13 protein-coding genes are annotated in these 13,577 nt (G+C 70.4%); 1 reads left to right on the forward strand and 12 read right to left on the reverse strand.

What is annotated here, in order from left to right:
- Window positions 1-138 precede the first annotated feature (138 nt).
- From ACZ4MF_RS26600 to ACZ4MF_RS26650, 11 genes are all read right to left on the reverse strand, one after another.
- On the reverse strand, window positions 139-2,991 hold the full coding sequence (locus tag ACZ4MF_RS26600; RefSeq protein ID WP_467494433.1) for a DEAD/DEAH box helicase: 2,853 nt from the start codon (window positions 2,989-2,991) through the stop codon (window positions 139-141).
- Window positions 2,992-3,075: 84 nt separating this feature from the next.
- Window positions 3,076-4,026 (reverse strand): twin-arginine translocase subunit TatC, encoded by a 951-nt coding sequence (gene tatC / locus ACZ4MF_RS26605; RefSeq protein ID WP_467494434.1) that lies wholly within the window; start codon window positions 4,024-4,026, stop codon window positions 3,076-3,078.
- A 47-nt stretch (window positions 4,027-4,073) separates the two neighbouring features.
- Entirely contained in the window at window positions 4,074-4,352 is a 279-nt protein-coding gene (tatA, locus tag ACZ4MF_RS26610) for a Sec-independent protein translocase subunit TatA (protein ID WP_467494435.1), read from the reverse strand.
- A 260-nt stretch (window positions 4,353-4,612) separates the two neighbouring features.
- Window positions 4,613-4,807: a hypothetical protein gene (locus ACZ4MF_RS26615; RefSeq protein ID WP_356022337.1), complete on the reverse strand. Its 195-nt coding sequence runs from the start codon at window positions 4,805-4,807 to the stop codon at window positions 4,613-4,615.
- 10 nt (window positions 4,808-4,817) lie between these two features.
- The gene (locus tag ACZ4MF_RS26620; RefSeq protein WP_356022339.1) at window positions 4,818-5,111 is read right to left on the reverse strand and encodes a hypothetical protein; all 294 of its coding nucleotides are present in this window, start codon (window positions 5,109-5,111) and stop codon (window positions 4,818-4,820) included.
- Window positions 5,112-5,299: 188 nt separating this feature from the next.
- Window positions 5,300-6,280: a helix-turn-helix transcriptional regulator gene (locus ACZ4MF_RS26625; RefSeq protein ID WP_467494436.1), complete on the reverse strand. Its 981-nt coding sequence runs from the start codon at window positions 6,278-6,280 to the stop codon at window positions 5,300-5,302.
- A 16-nt stretch (window positions 6,281-6,296) separates the two neighbouring features.
- A complete protein-coding gene (locus tag ACZ4MF_RS26630; RefSeq protein ID WP_467494437.1) occupies window positions 6,297-7,250 on the reverse strand; it encodes a helix-turn-helix transcriptional regulator in 954 nt (317 codons plus the stop codon).
- 119 nt (window positions 7,251-7,369) lie between these two features.
- Window positions 7,370-7,741: an FKBP-type peptidyl-prolyl cis-trans isomerase gene (locus ACZ4MF_RS26635; protein ID WP_356022346.1), complete on the reverse strand. Its 372-nt coding sequence runs from the start codon at window positions 7,739-7,741 to the stop codon at window positions 7,370-7,372.
- Between the two features lie 84 nt (window positions 7,742-7,825).
- Window positions 7,826-8,830: an FKBP-type peptidyl-prolyl cis-trans isomerase gene (locus ACZ4MF_RS26640; RefSeq protein ID WP_467494438.1), complete on the reverse strand. Its 1,005-nt coding sequence runs from the start codon at window positions 8,828-8,830 to the stop codon at window positions 7,826-7,828.
- Window positions 8,831-8,972: 142 nt separating this feature from the next.
- Window positions 8,973-10,334: a Pup--protein ligase gene (pafA, locus tag ACZ4MF_RS26645; protein WP_467494439.1), complete on the reverse strand. Its 1,362-nt coding sequence runs from the start codon at window positions 10,332-10,334 to the stop codon at window positions 8,973-8,975.
- A gap of 9 nt (window positions 10,335-10,343) precedes the next feature.
- Window positions 10,344-11,603 carry an MFS transporter gene (locus ACZ4MF_RS26650; protein ID WP_467494440.1) on the reverse strand — a complete coding sequence of 420 codons (1,260 nt, stop codon included), beginning with the start codon at window positions 11,601-11,603 and terminating at the stop codon, window positions 10,344-10,346.
- Between the two features lie 120 nt (window positions 11,604-11,723).
- Here ACZ4MF_RS26650 and ACZ4MF_RS26655 point away from each other — a divergent pair, with 120 nt between their 5' ends.
- Window positions 11,724-12,740 (forward strand): LacI family DNA-binding transcriptional regulator, encoded by a 1,017-nt coding sequence (locus tag ACZ4MF_RS26655; protein WP_467494441.1) that lies wholly within the window; start codon window positions 11,724-11,726, stop codon window positions 12,738-12,740.
- 79 nt (window positions 12,741-12,819) lie between these two features.
- Here ACZ4MF_RS26655 and prcA read toward each other — a convergent pair whose 3' ends face one another.
- Entirely contained in the window at window positions 12,820-13,575 is a 756-nt protein-coding gene (gene prcA, locus ACZ4MF_RS26660) for a proteasome subunit alpha (RefSeq protein ID WP_356022358.1), read from the reverse strand.
- Between the last annotated feature and the right edge of the window lie 2 nt (window positions 13,576-13,577).

The following is a 13,577-nucleotide window of genomic DNA, read 5'->3' on the forward strand; positions in this document are numbered from 1 at the left end:
CAGCCCATTTATACGCACGGCTTCGATTCGAACACATGCGGTAACGGCTTCAGGGCATGCGAAAGCGACTCACCGTAACGAGTGAAGGGGCCGCGGAATGCGGCCCCTTCAGACTCCGGCGACTCCGAGCGGGTCGGGTCACCCCACGGACGAGTAGGCGACCACACCCCGCAGCAACTGATCCACGGCCTTCCGCGCGGCCTTCGCCACGGTCGAACCCCCGGAGGGAGACGCCGCCGAGATCTGCCCCAGCACGTCGATCACCTGCTTGCACCACCGCACGAAGTCACCGGCCGGCATCTCCGCCTCGCGCAGCACCTCGTCGAGCCCCTTCCCGGAGGCCCACATGTACGCGGCCCAGGCGAAGCCGAGGTCCGGCTCGCGCTGGCCGACGCCCTCGGTCTGGTTGATCCGGAAGTCCTCCTCCAGGGCATCCAGCCGGCCCCAGATCCGGACCATCTCCCCCAGCGCGGCCTTCGCCTTGCCGGACGGCAGCTTCGGCGCCATCGCGTCGTCGCTGAGCCGTGCCTCGTACACCAACGCCGATACGCACGCGGCGAGTTCCGCGGGGGCGAGGCCCTCCCAGACGCCGGCGCGCAGGCATTCGCTGGCCAGCAGGTCCAGTTCGCCGTAGAGCCGGGCGAGCCGCCTGCCGTGTTCGGTGACCTCGTCGCCGCGCAGGTAGTCCAGCTCGGTCAGCAGGGCAACGATCCGGTCGAAGGTGCGCGCGATGGTGTTCGTCCGCCCCTCGATGCGGCGTTCCAGCTGCGAGGTGTCGCGCAGCAGCCGGTGGTACCGCTCGGCCCAACGGGCGTGGTCCTCACGGTCGTTGCAGCCGTGGCAGGGATGGGCGCGGATGGCCGTGCGCAGTCGGGCGATCTCGCGGTCGTCGGCGGCCTGCGAGCGCTTCTTGCGGGCCCGCTCCGGCGGGATGTGCCCGGCCTTGGAGCGCAGCGCGGAGGCGAGGTCCCGACGGGACTGCGGCGAGCGCGGGTTGAAGCTCTTCGGGATCCGCATCCGGTCCAGCGGCTCGACCGGCACCGGGAAGTCCATCGACGCCAGCCGCTTGACCTGCCGTTCGGCGGTGAGGACCAGCGGGCGCGGGCCGTCGTGGTGGTCGAAGCCGCGGTGCCCGGTGGCCCGGCCTGCGGGCAACCCCGGGTCGAGCACGAGGGCGAGGCCGGCGTACTTGCCCGTGGGCACGTGGATGACGTCGCCCGGCTTCAGCTTCTCCAGGGCGCTCGCGGCCTCGGCGCGCCGCTGGTTGACGCCCTGCCGGGCCAGCTCGGTCTCACGGTCCTTCAGCTCGCGGCGCAGCCGCGCGTACTCCTCGAAGTCGCCGAGGTGGCAGGTCATCGACTCCTGGTAGCCCGCGAGTCCCTCTTCGTTGCGCTGCACCTGGCGGGAGATCCCGACGACCGACCGGTCGGCCTGGAACTGCGCGAAGGAGGTCTCCAGCAGCTCGCGCGAGCGGGACCGGCCGAACTGCTCGACCAGGTTGACCGCCATGTTGTACGACGGCTTGAAGCTGGAGCGCAGCGGGTACGTGCGGGTGCCCGCGAGACCGGCCAGGTGCTCGGGGCTGATGCCGCGCTGCCACAGCACGACGGCGTGGCCCTCGACGTCGATGCCCCGGCGCCCCGCGCGGCCGGTCAGCTGGGTGTACTCGCCCGGCGTGATGTCCGCGTGCTGCTCGCCGTTCCACTTGACGAGCTTCTCCAGCACCACCGAGCGGGCGGGCATGTTGATGCCGAGGGCGAGCGTCTCGGTCGCGAAGACGGCCTTGACCAGACCGCGCACGAACAGCTCCTCCACGACCTCCTTGAAGGTCGGCAGCATGCCCGCGTGGTGCGCGGCGATGCCCCGCTCCAGGCCCTCCAGCCACTCGTAGTACCCGAGGACGTGCAGGTCCTCGGACGGGATGGCGGCGGTGCGCTCCTCGACCAGGGCCCGCACCTGTGCGCGCGCCTCGTCGTCGTTGAGCCGCAGGCCCGCGTACAGGCACTGCTGTACGGCGGCCTCGCAGGCGGCGCGGCTGAAGATGAAGGTGATGGCCGGGAGCAGGCCCTCGGAGTCGAGGCGCTCGATGACCTCGGGGCGGCCCGGCGTCCACACGCGCGAACGCTGTCTGCGCTCGCGCTCCCGGTCCGCCTCGCGCATCGCCCGGCCGCGCCTGCGGTCCTGGTACGACGGTCTGGTGGCCTCCATGCGGGCCAGCCGGACGAGGTCGGGGTTGACGGCCTTCTTGTGGCCCTCGCCCTCCTCGAAGAGGTCGTACATCCGGCGTCCGGCGAGCACGTGCTGGAACAGCGGGACGGGCCGGTGCTCGGAGACGATCACCTCGGTGTCGCCGCGGACGGTGTCCAGCCAGTCGCCGAACTCCTCGGCGTTGGAGACGGTCGCCGACAGCGACACCAGGGTCACCGACTCGGGCAGGTGGATGATCACCTCTTCCCAGACGGCGCCGCGGAAGCGGTCGGAGAGGTAGTGCACCTCGTCCATGACCACGTGGCCGAGACCGAGGAGGGTCTGGGAGCCGGCGTACAGCATGTTCCGCAGGACCTCGGTGGTCATCACGACCACCGGGGCCTCGGAGTTCACGCTGTTGTCGCCGGTCAGGAGGCCGACCTTGTCGGTGCCGTAGCGGCGGCACAGGTCGGCGTACTTCTGGTTCGACAGCGCCTTGATGGGTGTCGTGTAGAAGCACTTCTTGCCCTGCTGGAGAGCGAGGTGGACGGCGAACTCGCCCACGATCGTCTTGCCCGAGCCGGTGGGGGCGGCCACCAGCACGCCCTTCCCCGCCTCAAGTGCCTCGCAGGCCTCGATCTGGAAGGGGTCGAGGCCGAAGTCGTACATCTCGCGGAAGGACGCGAGCGCGGTGGCCTGCTCGGCTGCCCGCCTGCGGGCTGCCGCGTACCGCTCGGCCGGTGAGAGGTCCTCTGTCATCGTGCTTTCGAGCGTACCGGGCCCCACTGACAACCGGACGATCATTATCCCGATCGTGTGCCCCTCGACACGACGCCGCCCCCGTCCACCTGGGCGGGGGCAGCGTGCGCGGCTCGGTGAGGGTGGGGATCAGGTCACGTCGTCGTAGCCGTTGACCCGGTCCGCGCCCGGATTCTCGGGCAGCGCCCGGCTGGCCGGGACCGGCTCGACCTCGCCGATGGCCTCGGGGGTGAGGTCCAGCTCGGAGGCCTCGTCGTCGGCGGGGCCCGCCTCCTCACGACGGCGCTTGCGCTTGTCGTTCATCAGCGAGAAGCCGGTCGCGGCGAAGTACAGCAGCCAGATCGGGCCGGCCAGGGCCAGCATGGACAGCGGGTCGGTGCTCGGCGTGGCCACGGCCGCGAAGATCGTGATGCCGAGGATCATCCCGCGCCACCAGCCGAGCATGCGCTGGCCGCTCAGGATGCCGGTGAGGTTGAGGAAGATCAACAGCAGCGGCAGCTCGAAGGAGAGACCGAAGACGATCACCATGCGCGTGACCAGCTGGAGCAGGTCGTCCAGCGGCAGCAGGTTCTTGATGCTGCCGCTCGGCGTGAAGTCGATCAGCACCTTCGCCGTGGTGGGCAGCACCTCGTACGCGAAGAAGGCGCCGGCGAAGAACAGCGGGGCGCCGATCAGGACGAAGGCGTAGGCGTACTTCTTCTCGTGCCTGTGCAGACCGGGCGCGACGAAGGCCCACAGCTGGTACAGCCAGATCGGCGAGGCGGTGACGACGCCGGCCATCAGCGAGACCTGGAGGGCCAGGGTGAACGGCGCGAGCAGGCCGTTGATGGTGATCTCCGCACACTGGTGACCGCTCTTGGTCTTCGCCAGTTGCTCGAAGCTCTGTGCGCAACCGACCGAGTCGAGGATCGGCTTGGTCAGGAAGTTGATGATGTCGTTGTAGAAGAAGGCGGCGACGATCGTCACGACGACGATGGCCAGCATTGCCTTCGCGAGCCGGTTGCGGAGCTCACGGAGGTGATCCGCGAGAGGCATCCGCCCCTCGGGATCCTTCTCCTTCTTGCGGGCGGGCTTGGGCAACCAACGTCCTCATCTCGTGCGGCAGGCCGGGGGCTTCCGGCCGTGCGTCAGCGCTGGGTGGTGTCCGTCGGCTCGTTGACCGGGCGTGAGCTGGTCACGTCGCCGGGGGCCGCCTGGATGGTGCGCTGGGACTGGGCCTGCTCGTCGGGGGCGGGCGCCTGGGCGGAGGCGTTGCCCTCCTCCTTCATCGCCTTGGCCTCGCTCTTGAGGATCCGCGCGGACTTGCCGAGCGAGCGGGCCATGTCCGGAAGCTTCTTCGCGCCGAACAGCAGGAAGATGACGACGAGGATGAGAATGATCTCGGGGGCTCCGAGCCTTCCGAACATAAGTCTTTACCTTCTCACCGAGGCGGCTGGGGTGGGATGCTGTCCGATCAGTCGGACATGCGTCCGATGGTCGTGCTGGCAGCGATCGTAACGCCGGGGGGTAAACACGAAGCAATCCCCTTGCGTACTCCCGGTCCACGGAACGGGCCTCGTTCTCCGCACCGCGACAAGCAGCGTACCTGTCCCGATGGGCAGCGTGACAGGGCGAAGGGTCCCGAAGCGCGTGCGTCGCAGCACTCACCGGAGGCCCGCGGGCGGGCTCACAGGGAATCGGCGGCACGGGCCGCGCTGACGGCCGCCCGCTCCAGGTCCTCGGCCGCCCTGCTGATGCGGCGCCCGGAGTCGGCGACCTGCAGTCCGAGGCGCCGCGCCGCCAGGAAGACCCGGACGGCGAGCACCCCCAGCACGACGAGACCCAGGAAACCCAGCGCTACCGCGAACATCGGCCAGAACATGACGTCGAGACTAGACGGTGGAGTGCAGCCGCAGTGTTCTGACCCCGCCGCCGGTGAGCAGCTCGACGATGCGCTCACCGGCCGGTTTGCGGACGGCAACGCCGCAGTCGGGGCAGGTGAAGGAGTAGAACGTCGTACGGCTGGAGGCGCCGATGGCGAGGCGCAGCGCGCTCGCGGCGAGCTCGAAGCGGCCCCGGCAGTCCGGGCAGCCCGCCTTGAACAGCACGGGAGCGACTCTTCGCATCCCGGCGAAGGCGGATGCCACGGTCATGTCACCAGCAGTGGTCACCGGAGACTCGGTCATGGGCCTGCTCCTTCTTGTGGTCGTTCGCCAGCCGTCGTGCCGTGATGTGCCGTCCCGCGTCCGCCGCGCCGTCGTGGCCGGTCGTCCCCGCCCCCCACGTGCTCGGCTTCGCTCGAACCCGGGCAGACCCCCAACGCGGCGGAGCCGCCTGTCGCGCACCGCCCCGCACCCCTTCAGGGGCGCTGCCCTCACTCCGCGTATGCCGCCAGGGCCTCTCCGGCCGCCCTTCGGGCGCTCTCCGCCAGTTCCGGTGGAGACACGATCCGGCCGTCGGCGCCGAGCCGCAGGGCGAGGCGGCGCAGGGAGGCCGGGTCGGGCGTGCGCAGAGTGATACGCAGCCCGCCGTCGGGAAGCTCATCGGCGCTGTCGTGCGGGTAGTACTCGGCGACCCAGCGGCCGCCGGGGCCGACCTCGACCACCACCTCCGGGTCCTCGGCGGCCGGCTGCACCAAGGCCTCGGAGAGGTCCCGCAGCTCTATCTCGGGCGGTGCGGACGACTCGTCCAGGATCCGGATCTCGGCGACCCGGTCGAGCCGGAAGGTGCGCCGGGCCTCGGAGCGCCGGCACCAGGCCTCGACGTACGTGTGGCCGACGCTGACCAGGCGGATGGGGTCGATCTCGCGCTCGGTGACCTCGTCGCGGGCCGGGGAGTAGTAGCGGATCCACAGCCGGCGGCGCTCGGAGATCGCGCGGTCGACGTCGGCGAAGACCCCGCCCTCGGACTCGAAGGTCACCGACAGCCGGGAGCTGGCGCCGGCCGCCTCACCGGCCGCGGTCTCCACCTTGGCGGTGGCCCGCAGCAGGGCCTGGCGGTCGCCCTCGCGCAGGCCGGGCAGCGTGGCGACCGCGCGGGCGGCCACCAGCAGGGCGGTGGCCTCGTCGGCGGCGAGCCGGAGCGGCTCCGCGGCCTCCTCGCCGAGCGCCGCCGGGTTGTGCCACCAGATGCGCTCGCCGTCGGTGTCGATGTCCAGCAGGTCGCCGCCGCGGAAGCTGGTGCCGCACATGGGCAGCAGATCGAGGTCGGAGACCAGCTCGTCCTCGGTGATGCCGAAGGCGCGGGCGACGTCCGCGATCCGCGCGCCGGGGCGCTCCCGGAGATACGTGACCAAAGAGAGCATCCGCCGGGTCTGGTCGATGGCGTTCACGGGCCTGACCGGTTTGCCTGCCACAGTTCCGCTCCCCCACTCAGCCCTTGGCCACGGCACGCAGCCGGTCCACGACGTCCGCGCGCAGCTCGGCCGGCCCCAGCACCACCACGTCCGGCCCGAACTCCACCAGCCAGGCGTCCAGGCCGTGCCCGTACGGAATCTCCAACTCGTCCCAGCCGTCGCCGAGTTCCCGGACCTCGGTGGCCTTCGCCCGAAGGGGGTACCCGGAGCCGGAGCGCAGCCGGATCAGCGCCGAGCGGTGGGCGATCTCGCCCGCCCAGCTCGCAACGGTCTCGCGCACGGTGACCACGTCCGGCACGGGCACGGTGAAGCCCGTGCCGCGCGAGCGGACCCGGCCGGTGATCCGGGACAGCCGGAAGACACGCTCAGCGCCCCGGTCGCGGTCGAAGCCGGCCAGGTACCAGTGCCCGCGCCAGCACTCCAGGGCCCACGGCTCGACGTGCCGGGGCTCGGGGTGGGCGGCGGAGGCCTTGCGGTACTCGAAGAGCACCGGGCGGCGGTCGCGGCAGGCCAGCATCAGCGGCTCGAAGGCGGCCTCGTGCACCGGGATACGGGGTTCGAGCGCGCCGTGCGCCTCGTACGGGTCGACGTCCTCCGGGAGCCCCGCGGCCCGCAGCTTCTGCAGGGCGCCGCTCGCGGCGCCGGCGAGCCGGGCCTGCTGCCACACCTTGGCGGCCAGGCCGAGCGCGGCGGCCTCCTCGGCGTCCAGGACGATGGGCGGCAGGCGGTTGCTGTCGCGGCGGGCGAGGTAGCCGACCTCGCCGTCGAGGTTCTCGACCGTGTCGATGACCAGGCCCAGCTCGCGCAGGTCGTCCTTGTCCCGCTCGAACATGCGGTTGAAGGAGTCGTCCGAGCCCGCTTCCAGATAGGCCTCGATGGACCCCCGCAGCTCACGCTTGCTCAGCGGCCGGCGCGCCCCGAGCAGGCACAGCGCGAGGTTCATCAGCCGCTCGGCCTTGGCAATGGCCATCGACGCCCTTCGCCTCCCCTTTTCATGCTTCCGACCGATGACCGTACCGCTCCTCGGTGCGGTGGCAAAAGCGAGGGCCCATGCCCGGACAGGCATGGGCCCCGACCGATCGGATCCGATCAGACGGCGAGGAGGTCGACCACGAAGATCAGGGTCGAGCCCGCCGGGATGAGCGGGCTCGGGCTCTGGTCGCCGTAGGCGAGGTGGGCGGGGATGGTCAGCTGGCGACGACCGCCGACCTTCATGCCCTGGACGCCCTGGTCCCAGCCCTTGATGACCCGGCCGGCGCCGAGCGGGAAACGGAACGGCGAGTTACGGTTCCAGCTGGCGTCGAACTCCTCACCCGTCTCGAAGGTGACGCCCACGTAGTGCACGGTGACGTTCTGGCCGGCCACGGCCTCCGCTCCGTCACCCTCCCAGATGTCCTTGATCTCAAGGTCCTTCGGGGGCTCGCCGCCCGGGAAGTCGATCTCGGGCTTCTCGATGCTCACGTCAAAGCTCCTGCTTGTGTACGACACGAATCAGGGACAGTCTTTCATCCCCGTGGCCTCCCCGCCCGCCACGGGGACCGGGGGCTACATCGCCGCGAGCACGTCCACCGTGAACACCAGGGTGGAGCCCTTCTGGATGGGCCCGCCGCTCGGCGGGGTGTCGCCATAGCCGAGCTCCGGCGGGACGACGATCAGCACGCGGCTGCCGACCTTCTTTCCGACCAGGCCCTGCGCCAGGCCCTTGACCGTCTGCTGCATCTGTTCCAGCGAGAACTGGGCGAGCCGGCCCGAGCCGTACGTCCGCTGGAAGGTCTTGCCGCCGTCCCAGACCAGGCCCTGGAACTGGCACAGCACCGCCTGGTCCGCCTTCAGCTCGTCGCCGTCGCCCTCCAGGACATACGTCGACACGAGCTTCTTCGGCGGGTCGGTCTTCGGGACCGTGACCTTCGGGACGGCGCCGTCGGTGTTGGTGGCCACCTTCGGCAGGGCCGCGTCGCTCTGCGCGACCGCCTTGCCCGTGACGGAGCTCTTGGAGTTGTAGGACTCGATCACGTCGATGACGAACACCAGGGTGTCGGTGCCCTTGATGCCCGCCTGCGCGTTGCCCGACGTGCCGTAGCCCCAGGTGGGCGGGACGGCGATCTGGACACGGCTGCCGACCTTCTTGCCCGTCAGGCCGTACCGCCAGCCGTCGATGATGCTGCCCTGCGCGAGCTGCATGACCAGCGGGCGCTTGCGGTCGTAGGAGTTGTCGAAGACCTTGGCCGTGTCCCAGATCTGGCCCAGGTAGTTCGCCTTGATGAAGTCGTTCTCGGCGACCGTGCGGCCACTGCCCGCGATCACCGTCTTGACCGCGAGGTCCTTCGACGGCGCGCCCGTGCCCTTGGCGACGGTCGGCTTCTCGCCGAACCTCGTGCCCGCCGTGATCGCCGGCAGCGGTCCCGCCACGATCTTCGGCGGCGGTGGAGCGGACACCGAGGGCGTCGGCGAGGCACTCGTCTTGCTGGAGGCGGACTTGTTGTCACCGCACGCGGAGAGGGTGACCAGTCCCGCGGGAACGGCGGCGAGGAGGAGTGAGCGTCGGCGCACGGAAGGCCTCGTAATCGGTCGATCTTGTGGATTGGCGTGCGCGCAACTCTACGACGCGAGAAGGGCGCCGTACGGGAAACGTACGGCGCCCGTGTGGCGTTCCGGCATTACGGCGCGGAAACGCCCGACTCGGAATCCTTCGTCACATTCCGGCGATGAGCTTCTCCACCCGGTCGTCCACCGAACGGAACGGGTCCTTGCACAACACGGTGCGTTGTGCCTGGTCGTTGAGCTTCAGATGGACCCAGTCGACCGTGAAGTCCCGGCGCTGCTCCTGTGCCCGGCGGATGAAGTCGCCGCGCAGCCGGGCCCGAGTGGTCTGCGGGGGAACGGACTTGCCCTCGAAGATCTTCAAGTCGTTGCAGATCCGCGTGGCTTGGCCCTTGCGCTCCAGCAGGTAGTACAGGCCGCGGCGACGGTGGATGTCGTGGTAGGCGAGGTCTATCTGCGCGACCCGCGGATGCGACATCGTCATGTTGTGCTTGGCCCGGTACCGCTCGATGAGCTTGTACTTCATCACCCAGTCGATCTCGGTGGCGATCCGGTCGAGTTCCTCGCTCTCGATCGCGTCGAGGGTACGGCCCCACAGCTCCAGCACCTGGGCGACCGTGCCGGTGCGGATGCCGCGGCGGTCGCAGAAGTCCACAGCCTTGTCGAAGTACTCCCGCTGTACCTCCAGCGCCGAGGCCTCCCGGCCGCTGGCCAGGCGCACCTTGCGGCGGCCGGTGATGTCGTGGCTGACCTCGCGGATCGCCCGGATCGGGTTCTCCAGGGTCAGGTCGCGCATCACGGTGCCCGCCTCGATCATGCGCAGCACCAGGTCGGTCGCGCCGACCTTGAGCAGCATGGTCGTCTCGGACATGTTCGAGTCACCCACGATGACGTGCAGCCGGCGGTAGCGCTCGGCGTCCGCGTGGGGTTCGTCGCGGGTGTTGATGATCGGCCGCGAGCGGGTCGTGGCCGAGGAGACGCCCTCCCAGATGTGCTCGGCGCGCTGGCTGACGCAGTACACGGCGCCGCGCGGCGTCTGGAGCACCTTGCCCGCGCCGCACAGCAGCTGCCGGGTGACCAGGAAGGGGATGAGGATGTCCGCGAGCCGGGAGAACTCCCCGTGCCGCGCCACCAGATAGTTCTCGTGGCAGCCGTAGGAGTTGCCCGCCGAGTCGGTGTTGTTCTTGAAAAGGTAGACGTCGCCCGCGATTCCCTCCTCGTGCAGGCGTCGTTCCGCGTCCACCAGGAGTCCTTCGAGAATGCGCTCGCCGGCCTTGTCGTGGGTGACCAGTTCGGTCACGTTGTCACATTCGGGTGTCGCGTATTCCGGATGTGAGCCCACGTCGAGATAGAGCCGGGCGCCGTTTCGCAGAAAGACATTGCTGCTGCGGCCCCATGACACGACACGGCGGAAGAGGTACCGCGCCACCTCGTCAGGCGACAGGCGGCGCTGTCCCCTGAACGTGCACGTGACGCCGTACTCGTTCTCCAGCCCGAAAATGCGGCGGTCCATGACTGAACATTACGCCCGATCCCCTGAGCTGAAACGGGGTTCGACAGCACGATTTGGATCAGTTTCCGATGAAGCCGCAACAACCGCACCCCGCGCGGGAGCTGCGAGGACCCGCCCGGTGGCGAGCAGGACCAGCAACGACACGGCACCCGCGACACCGGGAACCGCGAAGCCCCACACCGTGCCCCCGGCCTGGACCACGGGACCGGCGAGCCCCGTACCGACCGAGGCACCCACCGTGAACGTCGTGACAAGCCAGGAGAACGCCTCGGTGACGGTCCCCCTCGGCGCGTGCCGGTCGACGATGATGAACGCGCAGGCGATACACGGCGCGAGGAACACCCCGGAGACCACCGTCAGCAACACCATGGGCACCGCACCCGGCACCAGCATGAGCGGCAGGTAACACACCGCCAGAAGCGCCACCAGCAGGCGCAGTCGCCGCTCGGGCACGCCGGACCACCGACGGGCGCCGTACACCGCGCCGCCGACGAGCGCACCGAGGCCCAGCCCCGCCATCATCCAGCCGTAGACCGCGTCACCGCCGTGCCCGTCGGCGTACGAGACCGACGCGACCGTGATGGAGCCGAGCGCGATGCCGATGAACAGGAAGGCGCCGAGCAGGGCGAGCAGGCCGGGCGAACGCAGGGCACCGAGCCAGTGGGCCTCGCGCGGGGCCGAGCGCCACGCGCGCGAGGGCGGCGAGACGACCACGGAGAGCGCGCCGAGGACACCCAGGAGGTTCAGCACGAGCAGGGCGGCACGCTCGTCCCACACGGACACGCACAGGGTCACCAGCAGCGGCCCCACGGTGAACATGACCTCCTGCGCGATCGCGTCCATGGCGTACGCGGTGTGCACCTGCTCCTCGCCGCGCAGCACGGACGGCCACAGCGCGCGCAGGCCGCCCTCCAGGGGCGGGGCGAACAGCCCCGCCGCGGCGACGGCGGCGTAGGCCAGAGGCAGCGGATCGGTGCCGCTGAAGGCGAAGACGGTCATGGAGGCGGCGGCGAGGACCGCGGCGGGCAGCTGGACGCGCGGCTGTCCGTGCAGGTCCACGAGCCGGCCCAGCACCGGCTGGCCGACCGCGTTGGCGACGCCGTAGACGGCCGCGAGACCGCCGGCGAGGCTGTAGGTGCCGCCCTCGGCACGCACGAAGAGCACCAGGGCGATGGCCGCGGTCGCGTTGGGCAACCGGCCCACCAGCGTGCCGGTGAGCAGCCGCAGCGCGTGCCGCGCCCGGAGTATCCCGAGGTATCCGGTGGCCATGTCCTGCCCTTCAGCAGCTCGCACGCGGCGCCTCGCCCGCCCCACGTGTTACGTATAACGTCCTCCCTCATACGTACCATGTGCGCTGTTCGGACGTCCAGGTGAAGGAGCGCAACCACGGTGGCACGCAGCAGCACGCGACCGACCAGCCGTGACGTCGCCCAGGCAGCCGGGGTCTCGCAGGCCGCCGTCTCACTCGTCCTCGGCGACAAATGGCGCGGACGCGTCTCCGAAACCACCGCCGAACGAGTCCGCGAAGCAGCACGCGAACTCGGCTACCGGCCCAACCTCGCCGCCCGCAACCTCCGCCTCGGCCGCACCCGCACCGTCCTGCTCGTCGTCCCCGCCCTGACCACGGAGTTCTTCGCGGGCGTCTACACGGGCGCCGCACGCGTCGCCGCCGAACACGGCTTCGGCGTCGTGCTGTACCCCTCCCCGGAAGGCATCGGCCCCGCCCGCGACCCCTTCGCCTCCGCACAGGCCGCCCTGGACGGCGTCCTCGCCTCCTCGATGGCCGCCGACGCACTCACCGCGATCCGCGGCGACCAACTGCCCCTCGTCATGCTCGACAGCGACCCCGCGGGCAGCCTGGGCGCGGCGACCGTCAACCTGGACATCGCCGACGGAGTCCGCCAGGTCACCGACCATCTCCTGACCCTCGGCCATCGCCGAGTACTGCACCTCGCCGCCGACGTGCCGTCCTGGACCTTCGAACTGCGCGCACGGGAACTGGCCACACGCATGGCAGCCGCACCCGGCACCGAGGTCCGTACAGCCAGGGCCCCCATCTCCATCGACGGCGCCCAGGCCGCCACCGAGGCCGCACTCACCACACCCGGACCACGCCCCACCGCGGTCGTCTGCGACGACGACAAACTCGCCGCCGGCGCCTACAAGGCCATCCGCCGCCTCGGCCTGCGCATCCCGGACGACATCTCCGTCACCGGCCTCGACGACCTCGCCCTGGCCACCGCCATCGACCCCGAACTGACGACCGTACGACTCGACGCCGAACTGTTCGGCGAACGCGGCATGCAGGCCCTGCTGGCCGTCCTGGAGGGCACCGTGCCCGAAAGCGGGGACATCCCCGTCCACCTGGTCGTCCGCGGCTCGACAGCGCCGCCACCGCGCCACTGAGCGGACCCGACGAACGAAAACACGTGTGCCCCGGCCAGGACAACGGCCGGGGCACACCGGAGCGGAACAGGGCCGCAGGCTACTCCTCGCCCGACTCCTCCGGCTCCTCGGCGCTCTCCGCCTCGGTGGCCGCACCGTCCGCCTCCAGCAGACGGGCGAGCTGACGGCCGACGATGCGCTTGAACTTGCGCTTCTGCGGCCGCGTACGGTCCAGCACCGCGACCTCCAGCCGGTCGGCGGGAATCTCCCGCTGCGTGCCGTTGGACTCGCGGGACAGAGCCTGCACCGCGAGCTTGAGCGCCTCGGCCAGGCTCATGCCGTCGCGGTGCTCACGCTCCAGATAGGTGGTGATCTGCTCCGGATTGCCCCCGACCGCGACCGAGCCGTGCTCGTCCACGATGGACCCGTCGTGCGGCAGCCGGTAGATCTGGTCGCCCTCGGCGGTCTCCCCCACCTCGGCGACGATCAGCTCCACCTCGTACGGCTTCTCAGCCGCCGACGAGAAGATCGTGCCCAGCGTCTGGGCGTACACGTTCGCCAGACCACGGGCCGTGACGTCGTCACGGTCGTACGTGTAACCGCGCAGATCGGCGTAGCGGACACCGCCGATGCGGAGGTTCTCGTACTCGTTGTACTTGCCGGCGGCCGCGAAACCGATCCGGTCGTAGATCTCGCTGAACTTGTGCAGCGCACGGGACGGGTTCTCGCCGACGAACACGATGCCGTCGGCGTACTGCAGCACGACGAGGCTGCGACCGCGCGCGATGCCCTTGCGCGCGTACTCGGCCCGGTCGGCCATGGCCTGCTGGGGTGAGACATAGAACGGCGTCGACACCG

The sequence above is a fragment of the Streptomyces sp. NPDC025793 genome (assembly GCF_055558375.1).

Coding starts and splice junctions, on each gene's coding strand:
- ACZ4MF_RS26600 (WP_467494433.1), bottom strand. CDS start 2,991: ATGATCGTCCGGTTGTCAGTGGGGCCCGGTACGCTCGAAAGCACGATG.
- tatA (WP_467494435.1), bottom strand. CDS start 4,352: ATGTTCGGAAGGCTCGGAGCCCCCGAGATCATTCTCATCCTCGTCGTC.
- ACZ4MF_RS26615 (WP_356022337.1), bottom strand. CDS start 4,807: ATGTTCTGGCCGATGTTCGCGGTAGCGCTGGGTTTCCTGGGTCTCGTC.
- ACZ4MF_RS26620 (WP_356022339.1), bottom strand. CDS start 5,111: ATGACCGAGTCTCCGGTGACCACTGCTGGTGACATGACCGTGGCATCC.
- ACZ4MF_RS26630 (WP_467494437.1), bottom strand. CDS start 7,250: ATGGCCATTGCCAAGGCCGAGCGGCTGATGAACCTCGCGCTGTGCCTG.
- pafA (WP_467494439.1), bottom strand. CDS start 10,334: ATGGACCGCCGCATTTTCGGGCTGGAGAACGAGTACGGCGTCACGTGC.
- ACZ4MF_RS26650 (WP_467494440.1), bottom strand. CDS start 11,603: ATGGCCACCGGATACCTCGGGATACTCCGGGCGCGGCACGCGCTGCGG.